Raw genomic sequence first — 23,348 nt, 5'->3', positions numbered from 1 at the left:
TAAATACTCAAGGAGGAGATAATATGAGCATCGTAAGCAGATTTGCTGAAAAGTTAAGTTCTATCCTTGACCGTATAGCAGGGTGGTTTGTTGTTGCTTTAATGGTCCTAGTCGTTGGCAATGTCATCTTACGCCTGTTTGGAAGTCCGATACAGGGTACAATTGAGTGGGCAGAATTTCTGACAGCGATGGCCATAGGTCTTTCTCTTGCCTATTGTGCAGTACAAGATGGCCATATTACTTTAGAATTTTTAGTTAGAAAGTTTAATATAAAGATGCAAGCTGTACTTAAAATCGTGATCGATTTCCTGGTTGTGGTTTTTTTGAGCCTTGCCTTTTGGAGAATTATTCTTTACGCCAACGATATGAAGCTTAGCGGACAGGTTTCCATGACGACTAAAACGCCCTTTTACTGGTTTATCTATGTAGTTGCTTTTGGGTTCTTGGCCTACGGTCTCGTAGTTTTGGGCTCGATCATAGATAACCTGAAAAAGGGGGTGCAGAGATGAGCTCAACCATAGCAGGATTTGTCGGCCTTATCGCCTTCTTAGTATTAATGGTCTTAAGGATGCCGATCGCAATCTCCATGGGGATCGTAGGTTTAGCCGGTTTTAGTTATTTGGTGACTCCTGCTGCCGCATTCCGGATGTTGGCTTCTGAAATTTATACCTCGTTTGCCTCATACTCACTGAGCGTGATTCCCATGTTTGTTTTAATGGGGTATTTAGCCTTCCAATCTGGAATTGGCACCCGACTTTATACGTTTGCCTATAAGGCAGTCGGGCACTTTGGTGGTGGGTTAGCTATGGCAAGCCAGGTAGCCTGTGCTATTTTCGGAGCAGTATGCGGTTCCAGTACAGCGACCACTGCGACGATCGGTTCTATCGCTCTTCCAGAAATGAAGAAGTACCATTACAATGATTCACTGGCAACTGCCAGTGTCGCTGCAGGAGGGGCACTGGGCATTCTAATTCCTCCCAGTACTATCTTTGTAATCTACGGAGTATCTACCGAACAATCAATTGCCAAGTTGTTCGTAGCTGGCATTATTCCGGGTATTCTCCTGATGATTTCTTATATGCTGGCGATCTATGTCGTGACTAAACTAAATCCTGCGTTGTGTCCACCCTCGCTGGAGCCAAGAGCCAGTGCGAGAGAGGTAATCCATTCATTGCGCGATGGTTTGATAGAGGTTATTGCTATCTTTATCCTTTCTATCGGGGGTCTTTTTATGGGCTTGTTTACGCCAACAGAAGCTGGTGCTGTCGGAGCGGCAGGTGTGTTACTGGTTACATTAATTGGCCGGACGATGACTTGGGAAAGATTTAACAAGGCTTTAGCTGATACCACCAAGACAACAGCCATGATCTTATTTATGGTAGCCGGAGCCATTATCTTTACCCGTTTTTTGGGGATTAGTCGAATTCCTTCTGAAATAGCAGAATGGGTTGGTGGCTTAGCTCTTCCGCGTTATGTAATCGTGCTCATTGTCTTAGCGATCTATTTGTTTTTGGGTTGTATTATCGAGATGATACCGCTTATTTTACTGACAATACCAATTTTTTACCCAATCGTCGTGGATTCTTTGGGTTACGACCCCATCTGGTTTGGGGTCATCATCTGTATGGTCGTGGCAATGGGCGTAATAACCCCGCCGGTAGGCATCAACGTCTATGTTATTAAAGGGGTAGCAAAAAATGTCCCTTTAGAAACCGTTTTCCGGGGTGTCTGGCCATTTCTGGTTGCCGCCATACTTTGTACGGGCCTTTTGATTGTTTTTCCTGAAATTGTAACATTTTTACCTAACTTATTGGATTAGAGGTTCCCTCCTCTGCATAGATGTAGTTTATGCGGGAGGCTGTCTTCAGTTAAAATAGTTGCCAGCTAACTGGCAAGTTAGAAGCGTTGAAAATCTAGATTTAAAAGAGGAGGTATAGGATGTTAAGCGCACACGAAATATATCGTCAGAAACTAGTTTCTCCGGGAGAAGCGGTTAAGTTAGTCAAGTCGGGCGACGTAATTTGGGCTCCACCGGCTTCTAATGAGCCTAATATTCTCTTTGATGCTTTAGCCGATCGGAAGGATGAGTTGGAAGGTGTGGTTCTCCGGCAATTCTTGTCAAGGCGCAAGCGCCGTTACATGGATCCTTCCTATGCCCCTCATATTTCCATAGAATCCTTTTTTGTCACAAATGTTGTGAGAAATCTTATTCGGGATGGATTTGCAACCTATGTGCCGTCAAATTTCGGCGACATACCTAGTTTAATCAGACAATGCGGCTGTGATGTACTGATGCTCACTGTTGCTCCAATGGACGAACATGGATATTTAAATTTTGGCTTAGGCTGTGACTATACTCTCGCTGCAATGGAAGTTGCCCGGAATATAATTGTAGAGGTTAATCCCAACATGCCCAGGACCAGAGGTTATAACAACATTCATATATCCAAGGTGGATTTGGTCGTAGAATATGATGTGCCGATGATAGAACTACCTGTTCCTCTGGTAACAAAGATGGATGAAACGATCGGTTCCTATATAGCTGATCTTATTGAAGACGGTTCCACTCTTCAAGTAGGCATTGGAGGTATTCCCACTGCGGTATGCAAGTTCCTGGAACATAAAAAGGACCTAGGTATACATACTGAACTTATCACTGACTATCTTATAGATCTTGTAGAAAGTGGGGCTTTAAACGGGAGCAAGAAATCCATTCATAAGGGCAAGATTGTGGCTACCATCGTCGAGGGCACCAGAAAATTGTTTGATTATGTTAATAATAATTCCTCTATTGAATTACATCCGGTGGATTATACTAATAATCCTAACATTATTGCACGAAACCATAAAATGGTCAGTATCAACGCTACTATTGAGGTTGATTTATTTGGACAATGTTGCTCTGAAAGTATTGGAACTACAGTCTGGGGAGGAAGTGGAGGCCAGTCGGATTTTGCCAGGGGTGTGACTATGTGCCCAGATGGTAAAGGCTTTATCGTCCTGAAGTCTACGGCAAAAAGTGGTACAATCTCCAAGATTGTTCCCACTTTGAGTCTTGGAGCGAGCGTGACTACAGGTAGAAACTATGTTGATCATGTGGTAACTGAGTATGGAGTTGTCAAACTTCGTGGTAAATCCACAAGGGAAAGGGCTCTCGCTCTGATCAGTATTGCCCATCCTGATTTTCGGGATCAACTGCGCCACGCAGCAAGACAAATAAAAATTATCTAGCAAAAATTACGGGGGTAATATGGAAGTGGCTATCTCAACGTTGATATGCTCCCCCCATGGTAGACAGGTTAGAACTTGAAAGGGGTAAGCTAACTCAGAATGAATAAATGGATGTAAGATACTTTCTGGAAGGTCGTGTGTTTGGTATCGTTCTCTTTGACAAGAACATATGTTTCATATTATAGTATTGCTCACGGGCTTTTTGCGATTTTCCGTCTATGGAGAAGTACTCGTGGCGGTGATAGAACCCAAAAACTTGGTGCTACCCCTATTATCTGCGCATTTTTGTGACCGTTTCCGCAACGAAACGTTTATGATTTATGATAAAACCCACAGTATGGCCTTAATTTATCGCGAGCAAAAGGCAGAACTGATGTTCATCGCTGAGTTAACCTTGCCAGAAGTCGAGGGCACTGAGATTGAGTACCGTCTTTTATGGAGACAATTCTATAAAACGATTGCCATTGAAGGTAGGAATAACCCACGGTGTCGTATGACTCTGATGCCGAAACGGTATTGGGGTCAAATGACCGAATTTAACGAAAAGGATGAACTTAAAGCTCAAGGGCCAGAGCAATGGCGTGTGGCAGTCGTAAATGAGACGATCTGATGAAATAAGCCTCCAACAAGTTTTTTGACGTGTTGGAGGCTTATATTTATTCATAAATCTGCAAGGACGTGGAAATAATAGACAGATGGTCAGGGGAGGGATAGGGGTAGTGAGAAATTACTTCACTAATAAATTGCGGTATTTGAAATTGCTCAATGCCAACTATGTAGACCAAAAGAAACAAGGAACTTCTCAATATAGTCAAGACCAAAATACCCCTGGTAAGGTTTCCCAAAGTCTTGAGAAAAACTTAGATGTCCTAAGAAATTTAATTGGGAATAACTATGATGTTATTATTCGGAAATTTGCCTATGGTAATCAGATCGATGTAGCAATAATTTATCTTAGTGGGATGACTGATCTAACGATGATCAATGATTCAATCATTAAGCCTTTAATGATTGAATCACGCTTATCTAAAAACGAAACGTTAAAACTTAATGATATCACTGAAATAGGTAGAACAATTATTTCAGTGGGTCAAATTAAGAAATTGAGTTCATTTGATGAAATAATTGATGGATGTCTAACCGGAGATTCAATTCTACTAGTCAATGGATTCGAGGAAGCTTTAGCGATCATGACCGCAGACTGGAAGTCACGAGGTGTAGATGAACCAAAAACAGAATCCGTCGTGCGTGGACCGCGTGAAGGCTTTACTGAAAGTTTACTGACGAATACTACCATGATCAGGCGTAAAATTAAAAGTCCTGATCTAAAATTCGAAACCATGAAACTCGGTGAGAAAACTAAAACTAATGTTTGTATAGTCTATCTACAAGGGGTAGCAAATCCTTTACTTATTAAGGAGATTAAGCGTAGGCTAAATCGGATTAAAACCGATTCCATCCTGGAATCAGGTTATGTTGAACAATTTATTGAAGATGCCCCCTTCTCCATTTTCTCAACAATCTCTAATAGCGAAAAGCCTGATTCTACTGCCGCCAAGATGCTTGAGGGGCGGGCGGCAATTCTGGTTGATGGTACTCCTTTTATACTCACAGTTCCGATGGTGCTTATCGAAAGCTTTCAAAGTTCGGAGGATTATTATTCTCGACCTTATTTTGCAAGCTTGATTCGAATGATTCGATTTTTAGCCTTTTTTATTAGCTTCCTAGCTCCCGCAACCTATGTAGCGTTAACAACATATCATCAAGAGCTGCTTCCTACAGCATTGTTGTTTACAATGGCGGCTGCTCAAGAAGGGGTTCCATTTCCTGCAGTGATGGAAGCAAGCGTGATGGGGATAATATTTGAGATTCTCAGAGAGGCGGGAGTTCGTCTACCCAGACCTGTAGGACAAGCTGTGAGCATTGTAGGAGCCTTAGTTATCGGAGAGTCCGCTGTTACAGCAGGACTGATCGGAGCACCAATGGTCATCGTTGTAGCCTTAACTGCTGTCTCAAGCTTCGTGGTCCCTGCACAGACGGATTCGGGAGGGGTTCTACGTGTTATTTTCGTGATTTTGGCAGGGGTCATGGGGCTTTTTGGCATAGTAGTCGGATTGTTAGGAGTTTTTATTCATTTAGCTTCACTACGATCGTTCGGAACTCCTTATCTGTCCCCGCTAGCCCCTCTGAGTATTCGTGATTTGAAAGACTCGATTATTAGAGCTCCCATATGGGCCATGTTCACTAGACCTCGAACTATTGGGTGGCAGGATCCTGAACGACAGGAATTTAGATTAAAACCGAGTCCACCATCAGAAGAAAAAGCTAAGTAACTCATTCCCCTAAACTGAACATTGAGGGCGTATAGCCTCACAAAAAGAGCATTAAGCTCTCGATTGAAGACGGAATGAGGAATAGCTTAATTTCGATAGAGAACGTTAGTAGGTGTAATGAAAATTGTTGAAGAGAAGCGTTTGCATTTTCAGATTAAGCATAATTTGCTTGATTCTTATAATGGGTACGACGGGCTGTTGGAATCGTCGTGAACTGCCTACGTTAGCGATAGTCATGGGGGTTGGCATGGATAAATTCGAGGATGAAGAAGTTAACGATAAATTGCAATTAACAGTTCAAGTTGTTAAGTCAGGCGAGATGAAAGCAGGTGATAAAGGGGGTGGAAATACGGATGCTTTTTGGAATGTCAAGAATACTGGAGATAGCATTTTTGGTACAATAAGAGATTTCACTCATCAATCAAGTCGCAAGCTATATTGGCCTCACAATAAAGTGATTATCTTTGGTCGTTCGTTAGCAGAAGATGGAATCAGTGAATATCTTGATTTTTTTGTTCGAGACCAAGAAACTCGCCTTGGGGTATGGATGTTAGTAGCTGATGAGCAGGCCGGCGATATTTTTGAAGTAAAACCAAAATTAGAAAAAATGCCCGCTATTAATCTTGCGAACTTATTAGAAGCACAAGCAGCAACCTCTCAAACGGCTGCTATTAAGCTCGATGATTTTGTAACCCGTTTAATCAGTAAAACAACGGCACCCTTTGCCTCATTTGTTAAAATCTCTGGTCAGGGAAGTGAAAAATCACTACATGTGACAGGAACGGCAGTTTTCAAAGAAGATAAATTAATTGGAGAATTGAATAAGACTGAAACTCGAGGCTTACTATGGGTCATCGATGACGTGAAAAGCGGAATCATCGATGTGGAGTGCCCTGAGGATGATGGGAAAATTAGCCTGGAAATTATTCGTGCTCAGAGTAAGATCACACCAAGAATTAGCGAGGATAAAGTACATATTGAGGTGAAAATCAAGGAAGAAGGTAACATTGGAAGTCAGTCATGTTCCGATAATCTACAACTTCCGGAAGCAGTCGCAAAACTTGAAGCTGAAAATAATACTATCATCGAAAGTGAGGTTAGAGCTGCATTAAGTAAAGCTCAGAAACTAAATGCAGATATTTTTGGTTTTGGTGATGCCGTGCATCAAAAATTCCCTAAAGAGTGGAAAGAGTTAGAAAGTAACTGGGATGAGATTTTCCCTGATCTTGACGTAACGGTAACTGTCGAAGGAAAGATACGTAGATCAGGCTCTTCGAAAAAAGTAGTAGCACCGGAAAAGGAGTAAATAGATTGAAACTTGAAAAGGGAGAATTATCAAGTACGCAACTCATCTTTTTAGTAGGAGGGTTTATTCAAGGCTCCTTATTAACCTTATCCTTTGCTAGGCAAGTTGCAAAGAATGATATCTGGATAGCCTTAATTGCTGCGTTCATGATGAGTTTACCTTTGGCTTATGTCTATATAACGCTCGCCCTGAAATTTCCCGGACAAAACTTGATTCAAATTAACGATCTGATTTTTGGACCCTATTTAGGTAAATTAGTTTCAGTACAATACATCTTGTTATTTCTGATGATTGTTTCAGCCAATCTATGGTTTGTCAGTGATTTTGTGCTTACTTTTTTCTTTCCAGAAACTCCTATTTTGGCGATTATGATTATGTTTATTTTTATCTGCGCATGGGCAGTACGCTCTGGGATAGAGGTTATAGCTAGGATGAGTTTTTTGATCGTCATAACCACTATCCTAGCCGTTATAACAACCTTTTTTTTGCTGCTCAAAGAAATGAAGTTTAGTAATTTTTTACCAATCTTTGATATACCAATTTATGATTTTATCCAAGGGACTCATATAATAATGGCGATTCCCTTCAATGAAGTTTTAATTTTTATGATGGTAATCCCTTATGTCAATAAAATCAAGGAGGTCAAAACCTCCGTTTTTTTGGGGATGATTTTAGGGGGGGTGACCTTTTTTATAGTAGTGATACGAAATACAGCGGTACTGGGACCTCTTGCTGAGATTGTTGTCTCCCCTTCTATGGAAGCAGCACGATTAATAGATATAGGAAATATTATTAATCGGTTGGAAGCATTAGTAGCCATCGCATTATGGGAAACGATCTTTTTAAAGATGAGTATTTTTTACTATGCAAGTGTTTTAGGGATCGCTCAACTATTGAAACTACGCTCATATGTTCCCTTAGTGATCCCGATAGGGGTGATTGGAATTTCATTTGCTCTGTGTTATGAATCTGCGATGCAATTTAGCTATACATTGATGAATACCTACCCCATGTTCAGTTTCCCATTTTATGTTGTGCTACCACTTTTATCGCTATTTATAGCTAAGATACGCAAGTTACCTAAGTAGAAGGAAAGGAACGTTCAATGATCGTTTTGCTAATCAGTGGTTTTATTGGGATTATTCTATTTGAAGTCCCGAGTCTGATCAGGAATAAGCAGTGGCGAGAACTAGTGGTCTTTTCAAGTCTCCTACTTTTCGCATTCATATTGACGTTACTACAAACGTTAGGTATAAAAGTACCTAACCTTGGTAAAATGATCGATTTTTTGATCAGGGACGTGCTCCATTTAAATTATCGATAGTAAATAGTCCGCCATTTCAGAACTCATACCGCTGTACTTTACAGTGGATGTCATGGCTAAGGATGACAAAGTTCCCTTGTAAGAACTTTGCCTATTTGTTGCTTTCTGGCTAACTAAACAAGGGATTTCAGGGTTTTATGACGAATATACTTGAAGAAATAATAGATAGATTAAGGGAGTTAGAGGAGTCATTGAGATGAACAATAGAGATCTAATACAGAAGACTACCTTAGTCAGTATTATTGGAGTCTTTCTTTTAGTAGCGTCATCAATCCCTGTGCGAGCTGAAAACTTACAACAACAGCTCAATCAATCCAAACAGCAAGCTAATCAAATCAATGGGGTCTTAAGTGAACAAAAGGCTAAGGTGGCGGGTGTAACCCAACAGGTGCAAGCACTTAAGCAATCCGTTGAGGTTTTAAATAGTAGCATTGCCCGAGACCAAGCAAAATTAAATGAGGAACAAAGTAACCTTAAAAAGTTAGAAGAACAGCAGCAAAAACTTGAAGAACAACGAAAAGAGAATATTGAAGCCTTAGGGCACATTTTAAGGAATAACTACGAAGAGGGTGCTACGACGTATTTGGCAGTTTTGTTTGAAGCTGAAAATTTAGCGGATTTTATGGATCGCGCTGAAAATATTCAAATGCTTGTAGGTTCCTATGGTAAGCTGCATGATAATCTGATCGTGTTGAACGAAGCCTTGAATAGCCAAAAGGAACTTATCAATCAAAAAAAGGATACGATTCAAGCTGCAATACAGGGGACAACTCAAACACAGCAATCTGTGCAGCAGGTGTTAGATAAGCAACAAACTATTCTAGCTCAATTAAGTACAGATGAGAAAACCATCATGAACGCTGCTCTTTCTGCCCAAGCCAAGGTAAGTCGAATAGAAAAATTAATTGAACAAGAAAAACTCGAGGCAGCGTATGCTGCTAAGACTCCAACTCACTCCTCTAGTGGGGCTGATTCTAGCGCAGGAGTGGCTGGTACTGTTAAAGTTTCAGGTGGAGTGCAACAGATTCTGAATTATGCCGCTCAGTTTTTAGGTACACCCTATGTTTGGGGGGGAACGAAAGCATCACCAGGATTTGACTGTTCGGGATACACTCAGAGCGTGTACCGCCAGTTTGGAATAACCTTGAGTCGAACCTCTGAGCAGCAGTTTTTAAATGGAGTGTCAGTTTCGCGTTCTGACTTACGCCCCGGTGATTTAGTATTTTTCAGTACTTATCACTCTGGAGCTTCTCATGTTGGAATCTACATCGGAAAAAATACCATGATTCATTCGTCCTCAGGCGGAGTTTCTTACGATGACATGACAGACGCTTATTGGTCTAAACGGTATCTTGGGGCTCGGCGCGTAATCGCTTCCTAAAAGCAGTAAGAAAATAGTAGTAGCTGATGCTAAGCGCAAATCACTCCATTAGATCATGACTAGATCATGATTAGATAATGAAACCCAAAAAAGAAGGCGTGTTCTCTACCCCGGTAATAATTTACCAGTGAGAACGCCTTCTTTTATTATACTCAGAAAGTATAACTTTATGTTATTTACTTTCTGACGAGCATAAATGCAGTTAAGGTGACCGTCTTCGCTCATGCTTGGCGCTAACCAATTTCCTAGATGCTTATTTTTTTTTGGAATAACCGAAAGAACCTAGCTTTTCGGAAATGGAGCGGTATTCTCTTAGGCAATAACCGAAGGGCTGGATTTTGTCAATATCGGGACGTGCGTGAGAATCAAGCACATCTTCATTGTAATGAATCGCTAAAATCTCGGAGATAAAGACGTCATGACTACCGAGGAAAATGACGTTCTTAACTTTGCACTCAAGATTTACGGGACATTCGGCTATTAACGGTGCTTTTACATAGGTAGAGGAATAGGGAGTTAACCCTGTTTCAAGAAATTTGTTAACATCCCGTCCGGAAACAAGACCACAATAGTCTACGACTTTCACTTGGGATACCGACGGAATGTTGATCACAAATTCACCCGATTCTTTAATTAACTTGTGGGAATGTCTAACAGGGTTGAGGCTTATGTAGAGCATTGGGGGTTCGGAATTTAGAATTCCTGTCCAGGCAATCGTTATGATGTTCGGATCATACCCCGCGAGAAGAGACGTAACCAAGACATTGGGAACCGGTAAAAGATCAGTAGAGGGTTTTTTCATAATCTTATTCATAGATTCCGCTCCTTTCGGTTCATGAATTTAATTCTAAAGTTTAGTTAACAACTAAGCTATGATGAATAGTGCTGGCTTTTAGTATGAGATAGAACTCAGCTACCATGCAAAAGTATTATCAAATATTATACTTTAAAATCTATGATTCTATCTATGATTCTAGTCCTGAGTTTGCGTGAGACTAAATTATTAATATTTCGACATTTTATGATATAATTATAGGATGCTTTTCAGAAGGAGGTTATGTTTTGAAAGTACTCGCCATTAATCCAGGTTCAACATCTACAAAAATCGCAGCCTACGAAAACGAGACTTGCCTTTGGAAACATGGAATTGATCACCCAGCCAGTGAAATTAACGCGTTTACTCGCGTCGGAGATCAATACGGATATCGAATCGAGCAAATTTTACAAGTGATTGACGATCATGGGACACCGTTAGATGTTTTTGAGGGGATCGTGGGACGGGGTGGATTACTCAATCCTTTAGTTGGGGGCACCTATTTGGTGGATGCCTCCCTAGAGAACACATTACATAATGCACCCGGTGGGGAACATGCTTCTAACTTAGGTGGAATTATCGCCTATCACTTGGGGCGAAGAATCAACGTTCCAGTCTTTATTGTGGATCCTGTGTCAGTCGACGAAATGGAACCGGTAGCGAGGCTTTCCGGACTTCCGGAATTATCCCGCTTAAGTCAATCACATGCCTTAAACATGAAGGCTGTTGCCCGTAAAGTAGCCCAAGAACTCGGGAAAACATATCCGGACGTGAACTTAATTATCGCGCATTTAGGTGGGGGGATTTCAGTCGCCCCACACCGCAAAGGAAAAATGCTGGATGTTAATAATGCCAATAATGAGGGGCCTTATTCAGTCGAACGCTGTGGGACATTACCTTCCTTTCAACTCGTCAAACTGTGCTATTCCGGAAAGTATTCGGAAAAGGAAATGCTGACTAAACTTCTCAAAACAGGCGGTATGTTCGCTTACCTTGGAACAAAAGATGCGCGAGAAGCTGAGACGCGAATGAAGGAAGGCAACTCGGACGCCAAACTTGTACTGGAAGGCCTCTGTTATCAAGTGGCTAAGGAGATTGGCGCGATGGCCACCGTATTGGCTGGAGAAGTTGATCGAATTGTTTTAACTGGTGGACTCGCTCATTCTGAATTTATCACTCAAGAAGTTATTCGTCGTGTCTCATTTATTTCCCCTGTTGTAGTAGTACCAGGTGAAGAAGAGATGGAAGCTTTGGCCTTGGGTGCCTTAAGAGTCCTTAGAGGAGAAGAAAAAGCTTTGATCTACGAAGGATAAAAATGGGGTGAAAAAAGTGCGATTTAGTGGATTTGGATCTCTACAAGAAAAAGCGAAGAGCATAGGTCGGGTAACGGTTGCAGTGGCTGCTGCTGCTGATAAAGATATCTTAGAAGCTATCAAATTAGCCCAATATGAAGGGTTAATTACCCCTGTCCTGGTCGGAGATGTTGACCTGATTAAGAGATTAGCTCAAGATATCGGGTTAGACTTAGAAAATGCTGAACTGATTCAGGAACCATGTCCCGTTGCTGCCGCCAATAAGGCTGTAGATGCCATCGAGGATGGGCGAGCGCAGTTTTTGATGAAGGGTATAGTCAACAGCGCAGATTTTCTGCGGGCAGTGCTTAGATCAGATAGAGGACTGAGAACTGGGCGCTTACTCAGTCACCTTTCCGCATTTCAAGTTCCAGGTTTTTCTCGTTTGCTGTTTATGTCCGACGGGGGGATAAATATTGCTCCGGATTTGATGCAAAAAAAAGAAATCTTGGAGAACAGCTTGTTATATTTAAAGGATATTGGAATGGATTTGATAAAGGTTATCGCTTTGGCTGCTAATGAAGTGGCGAGCACTAAAATGCCGGCGACCATGGATGCCGAAGCTTTAGCCGGGATGAGTCGAGCCGGAGAATTCCAGGGTGCGATCGTGGAAGGTCCATTAGCTCTGGATGGAGCTGTGAGTGCAGCCGCCTTGAAACATAAGGGGATCAAGAGTCAGATCAACGGGGATGTGGATTTAATCTTAGTTCCTACGATCGAAGCAGGAAATGTTTTAGCAAAATCTTTAGTTTACTTTGCTGGAGCGACAATGGCGGGGATCGTTCTTGGGGCAAAAGTACCCATCGTTCTAACCTCAAGAAATGATACTCCGAGAAGTAAGTTCATGGCCCTAACCATGGCTGCTTTGAGTCGATAGACGAAGTGTGCAAAGAGCAGTAAGGGAGTGATTTTCTTGGATGGGTCGGGGACTTCTTTGCTGAATCGCCGAGTGTTGGTATTAGTTGGTGGGTATGGTGCCGGAAAAACTCAGCTTTTATTGATTGAATTGGAATGGTTTAATACATCGTTCCAGTATTAATCACAGGTTGACTGCTCGCTCGGAAACGATGGAGACGAGGAGGTTATTGATCATAGTAGCTTTACGCTCTTCGTCAAGTTTGACAACCCCATCTTTTTCGATTCGTTCAATTGCCATTTGAACCATGCCCACAGCACCCTCAACAATGATTTAACGGGCAGAGAGGATCGCCGAGGCTTGTTGCCTTTGCAGCATTGCGCCTGCGATTTCAGTAGCATAGGCTAGGTGGGTAAGGCGTGCTTCGCTTACTTCTACACCTGCTAGCCTAAGTCGTTGCCGGAGTTCATTCATTAATTCAGTACCTCTACCTACGTTTCCGGACCAACACCAAGATCAACAACCGGGATTTGAATCCTTGATGAATCCATTGCCTATTGCAGAATTAAAGTCACATCTTGTTATTTGAATTTTAATTATAATGATCAAAGAGTTAAACACTTGCTACTTAGCATGTATGTTTGAGGGGTCTAAATAACTAGTTTAATTTGATTAATTGATGTCACTGGGGTATTACATGGTTGAAAGGGGACCTTATGAAATCTAGCTATTTTAAACATGTTTCGATTAGACATGCTGTCCAAATACTGTTTGCGGCCGTCGTACTTTATATTGGAATAACCTTTATTGTATTTCTCGAACAGGTTGCTAATGGTTCAATAACTTACGTATCCCGACCTGCCGGAGTTGAGGCTTTTTTGCCGATCAGTGCCTTAGTTGGTTTGAAAGCATGGATTTCCACAGGAAACTTTGACTCTATCCATCCAGCGGGCCTAGTTATTTTCCTGGCGGCTATCATTTTATCTTTATTGCTTAAAAGGACCTTTTGTTCTTGGATCTGCCCGATTGGGACTCTTTCTGAAGGACTAGCGAAAATCGGGAAAGTAATTTTTGGTAGGAATTTTAAGGTTCCAAACTGGTTGGACTATGCTCTTCGATCGATTAAATACATCTTATTGTTCCTCTTTGTCTCGCTGATCTTATTTGGAATGAGTGGGGCAGAAGCAGTGGCTTTCATGAATACGCCTTACAACATGGTATCCGATGTTAAAATGCTGAGGTTTTTTCAGAGCTTAAGCATTGTAGGGATGTCAGTTATTGGTCTTCTTATCCTATTTTCGACTCTCTTCGAAAATTTTTGGTGCCGCTATCTTTGCCCATATGGTGGACTATTAGGGCTGTTTAGTACACTCAGTCCGTTTAAAATTACTCGGAATAAGCAGTCTTGCCTACAGTGTGGGAAATGTACAGCAAGTTGTCCGAATCGAATTCTTGTAGACCAAGCAGGTCAGGTATGGTCTCCGGAGTGTACGGGTTGCTTGAGCTGTGTGCAGCAATGTCCAGTTAAAGAAACTTTGACGTTTCAAGCCGTATCAGGTCAGAGGTCTCTTACCTCAAAAAACTTAGCTCTTGGTGTTCTGGGTCTATGGCTTTTGATTATCGGTGTTGCAATTCTCACAGGACATTGGGAGTCAAAGATGCCGATGGATGTGTATAGACGACTCTTGCCTGTGATTGATCAAATTGGGCATTGAACTGGACAACCATCCGTTGTAAATGGATGGTTGTTTTTTTATGGGTATAACTGAGTTATTCTTGACTTATTAAAGTAGTTATAAGTCGAACTGAATCGAAGATCCAATAATTTCAAGGTATTGAATCGATTGATTAGTACATCTAAAGAAAAATCGCATTGCCTTATATAGCGAAGAATTGCTGAATACTGTACCAAGCAGCCTTAAATGAATAGCTGTGGGAGTGAACGGTTTGTGTGCATGACTAGATATTTAGGCTTGGTTAAGAAGGGAGAATGAATATTGAAAGCCGAAAAGGAGAAAAAACCGGTCAACAGTCCCTTGATGGAAGTATTTGACGTTATGTTCATCATGGTATAACAAAGTTCATAAAAAAGTAAGTTGAAAGTTATTTTTTGATGGAGGTTATACAACTGTGAATATATGGGGATTGATGAATTGGATTGCCTGGGGGCTTTGTGCATTCTTGTTTGTAATAATGGCACAAGACTTTATCCGTGTTGAAATGAACCGCAAAGGAGGGGGCAAGTCTTGAGTGATTCAGTGGGCGTTCAACAGGAGCAACATCTTTCGAAAGTCCTAGGTCCGATGCATATTTGGGCACTGGGGGTCGGTATTGTTCTAGTCGGAGAATTTATGGGCTGGAACTTCACTGTTGCAAAAGGGGGGTCGCTGGGAGCCATTATCGCCTGTTGGGTCATCGGAATTCTTTATATATCCTTAGTAATGATTAACACAGAAATCGGGTCAGTCATTCCTGAAGCGGATCAGGTTATTACTTTTTCGATCCTTTCGGCCTTACTGGTCTATTTATTCATGGGGTACATGATGTTTAAATTCCGAAAGATGTATCCAATGGGCTCGATTGAACGTGGGTATGTCGCTCCTTGGCATCCTATTCCTGCGCTGATCTTACTAGTACTGACTTTAACGACGTTAGGTGGAATGTATTTTGGGTATTGGGTCAATGTCTTAGCAGGTTTACTATTTTACTTTTTGGCTTCTCTGTGGTTCACCTTGCATCGCTATAAATTTGTAGACACAAAGGCTTTTCTGCAGGCTGGATCTAGTCGCTGGCCTAGACCTCGTGGGTATTAAGGGATGATATGGAGGAGGCTTCGATTGCCATATCAAATTCCTATCATAGCCGCTATGATCATTCCAGGTTCAGGCTATCTCTTTTTATCGAGGCCCATGCGTGGGTTAGTGATGCTATTTTGGATGTGCATCTTCGGGTACATTACTTTTAAATTAACTTCGCCTGATATTTCAGTAATTGGCAGATATTCCGGAGGAATCGCTGTTTGGGTAATTTCTGTCCTCGAGGTATATCACATTATAAGGAAAGAACGAATCAGTTATTCGGAATGAGGAGAACCCTGATTTCAAGTCATTTATGAGTTAAGAATGACTGAAAAAAGTCCTTCGTGACTTGAACTATCGTGAAAACTAAGATAAGTTAAACATAGAAGCAGGGTTGATCTTCAGCGAAAATGCAGCTAGGATCGCTTCTAGAAACGATTACAGCAAATTGTTGCAAGAAACAATTTATGGTAAGGCGCTTCAACTTAAGATTGGCACTGAATTTGCATAGTATTAAAACCGTGTTCCAGTAGTGTGCTAGGTGTCATTTATACATGGGGGGTAGATCGGATTGATCGCGTGGACTCTAAATCCGCGTAGACGGGTGAAACTCCCGTACTCCTCGCCAATAAATTCCAGGGGGTAGCTGAGTGAGCATTACATGGACACCGATCCAAAAACAACGCTTACAAGAACTTAACGCCAATGAAGCCCAGCGAGAGATGTGTTTTGATTCTCAGCAAGCGCGCGACAGAGCTTTTCAGGAACAAGAACATCTGTTGGTAGTCGAGGGGAAGAGACACTTAATGGAACTGCGGGATATTAAGAGACGACCCTCTTTATGTCTTCTCGAACAGCAACTCGTTGAAGCTTTAACTAAGCAAGGATTCGTACAGGTGGTCACTCCGACGATCATCTCAAAAGCATCATTAGCTAAAATGTCAGTCTCTGAGGATCATCCACTTTTTGACCAGGTGTTCTGGCTTGATGCAAAGCGGTGTTTACGTCCTATGCTGGCGCCTAATCTATATACACTTTGGAAAGATTTATTGCGTTTATGGGAAAAACCGATACGCATCTTCGAGGTCGGGACTTGTTACCGGAAAGAGTCTAAGGGTTCTCTACATTTAAACGAGTTTACGATGCTTAACCTGACAGAACTTGGTTTACCAGAAGATCAGAGACATCAACGCTTGGAAGAACTTGCATCTTTGGTCATGGATACCGTTGGTATTGCCGATTATCAGTTGGAATTAACCTCGTCCGTTGTTTATGGAGATACATTAGATGTTGTTAAAGGTATCGAGTTAGGTTCAAGTGCTATGGGTCCCCATGTATTAGACGATCAGTGGGGAATTATTGATCCATGGGTTGGGATTGGATTTGGTTTAGAACGTCTATTAATGATGAAGGAAGGATCTCAGAATGTCCAGAGTATGGGTAGAAGCCTTACTTATCTTGACGGAGTACGCTTAAATATTTAAGGGCTAATCGGCAATATTACCAATCTCAGTAAATCCTTGATACTCAGGGTGTAGGATGCTAAAAAAGTGCAATTAGTGAATGGGAGGATTTATTGTCTATGCATGAACAAATTATGATCGAACCCGCTATCTCTTTGGAGACTATTGGGCGAGTTTACAAAATGATCAGTGAGATCCCTTATTTTTCGAACTCAAGAATTAGTGTGATTGAGATTTTACCCGGAGGAATAACAAACAGTAACTATAAAGTTACGATTGATGAAGTGACCTATGCTGTAAGGCTTGCTGGAGTCGGAACCATACATTACATAAATCGCCCAGCTGAAAAACACAATGCGCAGGTCATGGCTGATATGGGTATTAGTGCCCCTATTATTTATTACGACGAAACTACTGGGAATCAGGTGTGTAAATATATTGACGATAGTAAAACGTTGCATGGTGAAGATTTCAAGGAAGAGAATTACCTCATTATGGCAGCGCGCGTTTTCAGGAAATATCATGACGGTAATATAGAATTTTACTGTGATTTTAATCCTTTAAAAGAAATTGATGCTTATATAAAATTACTGGCTGACAAGAATTACGAATTTTATGAAGGCGCAGAAACAATGGTCCAAAAGATTGAAGAAATTAACGAGTTGTTTAAAAAGAACCCCCCTCCAAAGGCTCCTTGTCATAATGATCCACTTCCCGTAAATTGGTTGGATGACAAAAAGAACTTCTACCTTATTGATTGGGAGTATGCTGGGATGAACGATCCCATCTTTGATTTAGCAGCCTTATCTATCGAAGCTGAATTTTCTGAAGAACAGGAGCAATTTCTCTTAACACAATATTTCAGCGGGAAACAGACAGAGCAACAGTTGGGTTCCCTCGTTATTAATAAATTCCTGTGCGACGTTTTATGGGCGTATTGGTCTATCCTTCAAATTGCCATGGGCAAACCAAAGGAAGAGTATTGGGAGTACGGGTTAAATCGCTTTAATCGAGCTTATGATTTAATTTATAATGGAAGTTTAGATCGCTCAATTAAAGCTAATCAATAGGGCTCACTGTCTTGGGCTGTTTGCAGTCATTTTAGTAATATATTGTTGCAATTAGGGCAAGGATTAATTAGTCTATAAGTTGCATTGGAGGATGTAGTTTTATGCATGAGAAAACTCTGATTGAGCCCTCTATCTCATTGGAGACTATTGGGCGAGTCTATAAACTAATTAGTGAGATCCCAAAGTTTTCAAATTCACGAATTAGTGTTATTGAAATTTTACCTGGTGGGTTAACGAACAGTAACTACAAAGTTACCATAGATGAAGTAACCTATGCGCTAAGGCTTGCTGGAGCAGGAACGATGGAGTACTTAAATCGCCCAGCTGAAAAGCACAATGCTCAAGTTATGGCTGATATTGGCATTAGTGCTCCCATAATTTATTATGATGAAACAACAGGAAATCAAGTGTGTAAGTATATTGACGATTGCAAAACTTTACACATCAAGGATTTCAAAGAAGAAGCACGCTATCTGAGTATGGCAGCTCATGTTTTTAGAAAATACCATGACTCAAATAAAGAATTTATCTCTGACTTTAATCCCTTAAAAGAAATCGAAACCTATATACAATTATTAGCAGAGAAAAACTTTGCCTTCTATGAAGGTGCAGAAACCATGCGGGAAAAAATTGAAGAACTCAGAGTGCTCTTTAAGAATAATCCCCCGCCCTTAGCACCTTGCCATAATGATCCACTTTGCGAAAACTGGTTGGATGATCAGAAAAACTTCTACCTGATTGATTGGGAATACGGCGGTATGAATGATCCTTTGTTTGATTTGGGAGCGCTCTCCATTGAGGCAGAACTCACGGATGAACAAGAACGCTTTTTCTTAAAGGAGTATTATGGCGGGGAATTAACAGAGCAACAACTAGGTTCCCTAATTATTAATAAATTCTTATGTGATGCGTTATGGGCCTATTGGGCTGTACTGCAAATCGCTATGGGTAAATCGAGAGATGAGTATTGGCCGTATGGGTTGAATCGATATAACCGAGCGTATGCCTTAATTCACAATGGTAGTTTAGACCGATCTATTAAAGCGAATCAATAAGATTCTTTCTTAGCTCGGATCTTGTTAACTATATGACTCAACTACCTCTCTAATCTCTAATCTCTAGATCTCGAAATGTCTAAAACCTCAAACATCTCGTCAAGAAAGGGTTCAGTGCTATCGACACTGGATCCTTTCTTAATTATTAAAAGTCGATAGAGATGCAGGCTTTTCTTTATCACTAAGCATACCCTGTCAGGTATTGAAAGTGATCCAAAAGAATAAATCAAATATTCAATCCGTACTGACAAGATGGATTAAAGCAAGGTTTATACTTATTGCGGTTGTATTAACTTAAGAATATAATAAGTTAAAAATGTTACTATGGGAGGTAGTATCTAATTTTATCGCGCACTTAAGGACGGAGGTTGCAGATAAACGTCGTGCTGAAATAGGAGAAGCGTCTAAATCCTTGCCTATGTTTCGGGGTACCAGAGGGTACCCTTTTAAATGTGTGAGTTAATAATGACTTAACAGAGTACTGATGGACTTGAATTAATCCACATTTTCTCTAAGATTTCAAAATTAATACTCGACTGCTTCCACCAAAATGGAGTAATGTTTTGCGGATAGCCCTAGTGTGCGTGGGTTTCAGGGATCGAGAAAGAGAATCTAATAACAGGCGACAAATAATTATTTCTTGGCATAGAATTTGCATCATTAAGGATTAGGAGTTTTAGAAATGATTGAACAAAAAGAAGGTGATTTGATGTTAGATTCTGCAAGCTCGAAGTTAGATGTGATTCTAGAAAAAGCGGCCCAAGAGAACCCTTTGAGCAGAGACGAACTTTTGTTTTTGCTAACGTTGTCTGAAGAAACTGATCTTTCCAAAGTGTTTAACGTTGCCCGCCTGCTTCGAACCCGCTACTTTGAGGATAAAATATTTATATATGGGTTTGTTTATTTCTCAACCTATTGTCGCAATGAATGTTCTTTTTGTCTGTATCGTAAGTCAAATCACTCTATAGAACGATATCGTAAAACGGATTTAGAAATCATGGAGACAGCTTTAAGTCTCGTGGAATCGGGAGTTCACTTATTGGATTTAACGATGGGAGAAGATCCGTATTATTTTGACAAACAAGAGTCAGGCTTTGAACATTTGATAAGAACTGTAGAACTGATTAAAAAAAGCACAGAGATTCCGATTATGATCTCCGCAGGAGTTGTTTCTGAGGAGGTACTACGCGAGTTTAAGGCAGCCGGCATCGATTGGTATGCTACCTATCAAGAAACCCATAACCCTGATTTATATCATAAACTTAGACTTGGACAAAGCTATTCTGAACGAATGAAACGAAAAAAGTTTGCCCACAAGTTAGGTTTTCTCATTGAAGAAGGGTTACTGACTGGAGTGGGTGATACGGACGAAGACTTAGTAGATTCGCTGGAGGCTATGAGAGATTTAGGCGCGGATCAAGTACGGGTTATGAGTTTTGTTCCCCAGGAGGGCACTCCTATGCACCACTTCACCCCGGTAGCTCGGTATAGAGAGTTGCTGATCATCGCTATTATGCGTTTAGTCTTTCCGGATCGCCTGATTCCAGCTTCCTTAGATGTTGATGGTCTTAAGGGTTTAGCGGATCGCCTTGACGCTGGGGCTAATATTGTAACCTCGATTATTCCTCCCCAGTCTGGCTTGGCTGGAGTGTCGAATCATTCCCTAGACATTGATGACGGAAATCGAACGATAAGTAGAATTATTCCCGTACTAGCTCAGCACGGGCTGGTTCCGGCAAGCAGAGATGAGTATACAGACTGGGTCCTGAAGCGTCAAAATCGTTCATAATTCCTTTGGGAGGAGCATTAGCATGAGGGTTGTTGTTGTTGGGGGTAAGCTTCAGGGGGTTGAGGCGGTCTATCTTGCCAAGAAGGCTGGATGGGAAGTTGTCCTAGTCGATAAGAATTCTTGGGTTCCGGCGGCTGAACTTTGTGATCAGTTTCATTCAATAGATGTCACAAAAGTTGTAGAGTGGATACCTTTTCTAAAAGAGTTTGATCTGATCATTCCTGCTTTGGAGAATCAAGTCGCTTTAGATAGCCTTGTAAGAAGTGCTAAATATGCCAATGTGCCTTTAATGTTTGACGAGAATGCTTATGCCATCTCTTCTTCAAAAATTAGGTCTAATGAATTGTTTAATCGCCTAGGAGTACCTGCACCGATCGCTTGGCCGGAGTGTGGTTTTCCGCTGATCGTAAAACCTTCTGACGCAAGTGGGAGTGAAGGGGTTGTAAAGCTAGAGAGTAGTCAGGAATTTCACCACTTATTTGAAAAAGGTATGAAGGATTGGGTGATAGAGGAATACCTGGAAGGTCCGTCATATTCGCTGGAGATTATCGGTTTTTCTGGAGTCTATAAAGTCTTACAAATCACAGAATTGCATATGGATCAAGTCTATGATTGCAAACGAGTTGTGGGTTCAGTCCAATTATCAGATTCGCTAAGGGAAGAGTTTGAGCAGATCGGATTAAGTTTGGCCAAGAGCTTAAATTTGAATGGAATTATGGATGTTGAGACGATATTACATAGAGGACAGCTGAAAGTTCTAGAAATAGATGCTCGGCTTCCCAGTCAAACTCCTATCGCAGTTTATCATGCTACAGGGATTAACATGTTAGAAATCCTTGGTCAAGCCTTTGTCCTTAATAAGTCTTGGTCCGCGTTTGAGATTACCGAAAAGCGCGGCGCAATTCTAGAACACATTCAAGTAGGCAATGATTGTCTCGAAGTTTCTGGCGAGCATATTATGTCAGGTGTTGGACCGCTCTATCTTTATCCGGATTTTTTTGGGGCTGATGAAGTTCTCACCAACTACTCACCAGGTAAAACGGAGTGGGTAGCAACCCTTATAATCACAGGGGTAGACATAAAAGAGGCGTGGAGTAAGCGCTGCGCAGTCATTCAAGCGATCCGAAAGGAATGGGGCATCCGACATTATATAGACCGATACCCAGTGTATGAAGAGAGCGTTAAGCATTTTAAAAGCGCTTCAGGGAGTTGACAATATTGACACGACTTAAGGAAAACGATATTAACCAAATAGCCGAAACCTTAGTGGTTTATAATAATGATCTCGTGAGAATGACGGGATGTTCTTTAAAGGAAATAGCTGCCCAGGCTTCGGGCAAAGAGATCGACTACCTCGATATACAGAATCCGCTCGTGGCGGTAGTACCCATGACCTGTGGTCAGGGAATTATCGAAGGATTTTCAGAATCAGTGGCCAGCATTATTAATTATCTGGGCTTTAGGACTGTTATTGCAAACAACAGCGACGCTGGGGGTGTTGCTGAAGCAGTTCAAGAGGGTGCAGAAATCTTATTCATGGCCGACGATAATCGGTTTGTAGCTATTAATCTTAAAACAGGCAAGGTGTCTGATAACGGCGAAGCGACTGGTAAAGGTTATGTTACAGGCCTTAAGCACATGTGCCAAGGGCTTGAAGGTAAGCACGTGTTGCTTCTTGGGGCTGGTCCAGTAGGAAACAGTGCAGCTTTAGCGCTTGTCCGTTATGGAGCGCTGGTAACTGTTTTTGATATAGATTTATCTGCCAGTCAACGCCTGAGGGGTGTAATTGAAGATTTGGGTTATAGCGTTCAGGTAGAGACTGATTTGGAGAGCGCCTTAGCAAAACATCAGATTTTTGTTGATGCCTGTCCAGCGGTGAATGTAATAGAGCTAAAATATATTACGAAGACTACAAAAATTGCAGCACCCGGAATCCCCCTAGGAGTGCAGGGAGTAGGGGGAGAGCAACTACTTACTGATCGGTTGCTTCATGATCCGCTGCAAATTGGAGTAGCCACAATGCTAGGGGAAGTTTTGTAACGGACTTGTGCGTAGCAAAGTAGGTTGGTTTTCACTCGAATCACAGGAATCGTAGGATGGATTGGAGTTGAGACAGATGTCGATAGATTCGTCAAAAAAGCGTTATTATCGTAAGAATGTGGATTTCTTCAAGTTTGTTGAGAAGCTTAAATTATGGCCTTCAAAAAGTGGGACGTTGCATGGTATTAAGAGCATGACGATTAGAGGGAATCGCGCCGAAATCATAACTCATTGCAATGAATCATTCATGATTTACAATTCTAAAAATAGTCGGGCTGCTCGTTGCCTAAGAAACAAATTGTTCTTTAGGGCTTGCGGTACTTGCAAAATTCCGAACTGGAAACTGGTAAAATACTCAGCAACGTTTGTCAACCAAAACTACGGGTCCCGTTTATAAATTCTAATTCAACTGTTCTTAAATCTCTCAGCTAAGAACAGTGTTGCGATAGAAAGTTATTTTAGTTGATAATGCTTGTTCTACCTTTTAGCGGAAGGCAAGCTTTATTATTAAGACCATTACCTAGGGCGAGAGGTTT

Annotated in this window: 22 protein-coding genes and 1 pseudogene; 21 read left to right on the top strand and 2 right to left on the bottom strand. The window is 41.3% G+C overall.

The window, feature by feature from the left end; genetic code table 11:
• The first annotated feature begins 23 nt into the window (after window positions 1-23).
• The 8 genes from ACYQ3Q_RS19340 to ACYQ3Q_RS19305 all read left to right on the top strand — a co-directional run bounded on the left by ACYQ3Q_RS19340 (window position 24) and on the right by ACYQ3Q_RS19305 (window position 9,575).
• Entirely contained in the window at window positions 24-509 is a 486-nt protein-coding gene (locus ACYQ3Q_RS19340; RefSeq protein WP_459930150.1) for a TRAP transporter small permease, read from the top strand.
• A complete protein-coding gene (locus tag ACYQ3Q_RS19335) occupies window positions 506-1,819 on the top strand; it encodes a TRAP transporter large permease (protein WP_459930149.1) in 1,314 nt (437 codons plus the stop codon). The genes ACYQ3Q_RS19340 and ACYQ3Q_RS19335 overlap by 4 nt, the downstream gene beginning before the upstream one ends.
• A 119-nt stretch (window positions 1,820-1,938) precedes the next feature.
• The gene (locus ACYQ3Q_RS19330) at window positions 1,939-3,231 is read left to right on the top strand and encodes an acetyl-CoA hydrolase/transferase family protein (protein WP_459930148.1); all 1,293 of its coding nucleotides are present in this window, start codon (window positions 1,939-1,941) and stop codon (window positions 3,229-3,231) included.
• 169 nt (window positions 3,232-3,400) lie between these two features.
• Entirely contained in the window at window positions 3,401-3,841 is a 441-nt protein-coding gene (locus ACYQ3Q_RS19325) for a TIGR03915 family putative DNA repair protein (RefSeq protein WP_459930147.1), read from the top strand.
• Between the two features lie 85 nt (window positions 3,842-3,926).
• The gene (locus tag ACYQ3Q_RS19320; protein WP_459930146.1) at window positions 3,927-5,564 is read left to right on the top strand and encodes a spore germination protein; all 1,638 of its coding nucleotides are present in this window, start codon (window positions 3,927-3,929) and stop codon (window positions 5,562-5,564) included.
• Between the two features lie 124 nt (window positions 5,565-5,688).
• The gene (locus ACYQ3Q_RS19315) at window positions 5,689-6,870 is read left to right on the top strand and encodes a Ger(x)C family spore germination protein (protein WP_459930145.1); all 1,182 of its coding nucleotides are present in this window, start codon (window positions 5,689-5,691) and stop codon (window positions 6,868-6,870) included.
• A 5-nt stretch (window positions 6,871-6,875) separates the two neighbouring features.
• Window positions 6,876-7,958: a GerAB/ArcD/ProY family transporter gene (locus ACYQ3Q_RS19310; RefSeq protein ID WP_459930144.1), complete on the top strand. Its 1,083-nt coding sequence runs from the start codon at window positions 6,876-6,878 to the stop codon at window positions 7,956-7,958.
• Window positions 7,959-8,390: 432 nt separating this feature from the next.
• Window positions 8,391-9,575, top strand: a complete 1,185-nt coding sequence (locus ACYQ3Q_RS19305; protein WP_459930143.1) for a C40 family peptidase — start codon at window positions 8,391-8,393, stop codon at window positions 9,573-9,575.
• Between the two features lie 253 nt (window positions 9,576-9,828).
• Here the strand turns inward: ACYQ3Q_RS19305 and ACYQ3Q_RS19300 are convergent, their stop codons facing one another.
• Window positions 9,829-10,389, bottom strand: a complete 561-nt coding sequence (locus ACYQ3Q_RS19300) for a flavin reductase family protein (RefSeq protein WP_459930142.1) — start codon at window positions 10,387-10,389, stop codon at window positions 9,829-9,831.
• 248 nt (window positions 10,390-10,637) lie between these two features.
• Between ACYQ3Q_RS19300 and buk the strand changes: the two genes are divergently transcribed.
• Genes buk through ACYQ3Q_RS19285 form a run of 3 tightly spaced genes read left to right on the top strand, consistent with a single transcriptional unit; the run spans window position 10,638 to window position 12,780 of the window.
• A complete protein-coding gene (buk, locus tag ACYQ3Q_RS19295; RefSeq protein WP_459930141.1) occupies window positions 10,638-11,702 on the top strand; it encodes a butyrate kinase in 1,065 nt (354 codons plus the stop codon).
• 16 nt (window positions 11,703-11,718) lie between these two features.
• Window positions 11,719-12,618: a bifunctional enoyl-CoA hydratase/phosphate acetyltransferase gene (locus ACYQ3Q_RS19290; RefSeq protein ID WP_459930140.1), complete on the top strand. Its 900-nt coding sequence runs from the start codon at window positions 11,719-11,721 to the stop codon at window positions 12,616-12,618.
• A gap of 36 nt (window positions 12,619-12,654) precedes the next feature.
• On the top strand, window positions 12,655-12,780 hold the full coding sequence (locus ACYQ3Q_RS19285; protein WP_459930249.1) for a hypothetical protein: 126 nt from the start codon (window positions 12,655-12,657) through the stop codon (window positions 12,778-12,780).
• On the opposite strand, the pseudogene ACYQ3Q_RS19280 reads toward ACYQ3Q_RS19285, so the two are convergent.
• Window positions 12,758-13,077: pseudogene (locus ACYQ3Q_RS19280) on the bottom strand (SPFH domain-containing protein); the annotation flags it as partial. The gene ACYQ3Q_RS19285 and the pseudogene ACYQ3Q_RS19280 sit on opposite strands and share 23 nt — an antisense overlap.
• A 236-nt stretch (window positions 13,078-13,313) precedes the next feature.
• Here ACYQ3Q_RS19280 and ACYQ3Q_RS19275 point away from each other — a divergent pair.
• The 10 genes from ACYQ3Q_RS19275 to pylSn all read left to right on the top strand — a co-directional run bounded on the left by ACYQ3Q_RS19275 (window position 13,314) and on the right by pylSn (window position 23,209).
• The gene (locus ACYQ3Q_RS19275; RefSeq protein WP_459930139.1) at window positions 13,314-14,312 is read left to right on the top strand and encodes a 4Fe-4S binding protein; all 999 of its coding nucleotides are present in this window, start codon (window positions 13,314-13,316) and stop codon (window positions 14,310-14,312) included.
• A gap of 531 nt (window positions 14,313-14,843) precedes the next feature.
• Complete coding sequence (locus ACYQ3Q_RS19270; RefSeq protein ID WP_459930138.1) at window positions 14,844-15,410, top strand: hypothetical protein; 567 nt, start codon at window positions 14,844-14,846, stop codon at window positions 15,408-15,410.
• A gap of 24 nt (window positions 15,411-15,434) precedes the next feature.
• Complete coding sequence (locus ACYQ3Q_RS19265) at window positions 15,435-15,683, top strand: hypothetical protein (protein ID WP_459930137.1); 249 nt, start codon at window positions 15,435-15,437, stop codon at window positions 15,681-15,683.
• Window positions 15,684-16,045: 362 nt separating this feature from the next.
• Complete coding sequence (pylSc, locus tag ACYQ3Q_RS19260) at window positions 16,046-16,879, top strand: pyrrolysine--tRNA(Pyl) ligase large subunit (protein ID WP_459930136.1); 834 nt, start codon at window positions 16,046-16,048, stop codon at window positions 16,877-16,879.
• Between the two features lie 98 nt (window positions 16,880-16,977).
• On the top strand, window positions 16,978-17,928 hold the full coding sequence (locus tag ACYQ3Q_RS19255) for a phosphotransferase (protein ID WP_459930135.1): 951 nt from the start codon (window positions 16,978-16,980) through the stop codon (window positions 17,926-17,928).
• Between the two features lie 101 nt (window positions 17,929-18,029).
• Complete coding sequence (locus tag ACYQ3Q_RS19250; RefSeq protein WP_459930134.1) at window positions 18,030-18,983, top strand: phosphotransferase; 954 nt, start codon at window positions 18,030-18,032, stop codon at window positions 18,981-18,983.
• A gap of 682 nt (window positions 18,984-19,665) precedes the next feature.
• The gene (gene pylB / locus ACYQ3Q_RS19245) at window positions 19,666-20,772 is read left to right on the top strand and encodes a methylornithine synthase PylB (protein ID WP_459930133.1); all 1,107 of its coding nucleotides are present in this window, start codon (window positions 19,666-19,668) and stop codon (window positions 20,770-20,772) included.
• 22 nt (window positions 20,773-20,794) lie between these two features.
• On the top strand, window positions 20,795-21,985 hold the full coding sequence (gene pylC / locus ACYQ3Q_RS19240) for a 3-methylornithine--L-lysine ligase PylC (protein ID WP_459930132.1): 1,191 nt from the start codon (window positions 20,795-20,797) through the stop codon (window positions 21,983-21,985).
• Between the two features lie 5 nt (window positions 21,986-21,990).
• Window positions 21,991-22,812 carry a 3-methylornithyl-N6-L-lysine dehydrogenase PylD gene (gene pylD, locus ACYQ3Q_RS19235; protein WP_459930131.1) on the top strand — a complete coding sequence of 274 codons (822 nt, stop codon included), beginning with the start codon at window positions 21,991-21,993 and terminating at the stop codon, window positions 22,810-22,812.
• Between the two features lie 76 nt (window positions 22,813-22,888).
• Complete coding sequence (gene pylSn, locus ACYQ3Q_RS19230) at window positions 22,889-23,209, top strand: pyrrolysine--tRNA(Pyl) ligase small subunit (RefSeq protein WP_459930130.1); 321 nt, start codon at window positions 22,889-22,891, stop codon at window positions 23,207-23,209.
• Window positions 23,210-23,348 lie beyond the last annotated feature (139 nt).

The organism is Desulfosporosinus burensis (genome assembly GCF_054657535.1).
This window is presented reverse-complemented; position numbering and strand designations above follow the sequence as displayed.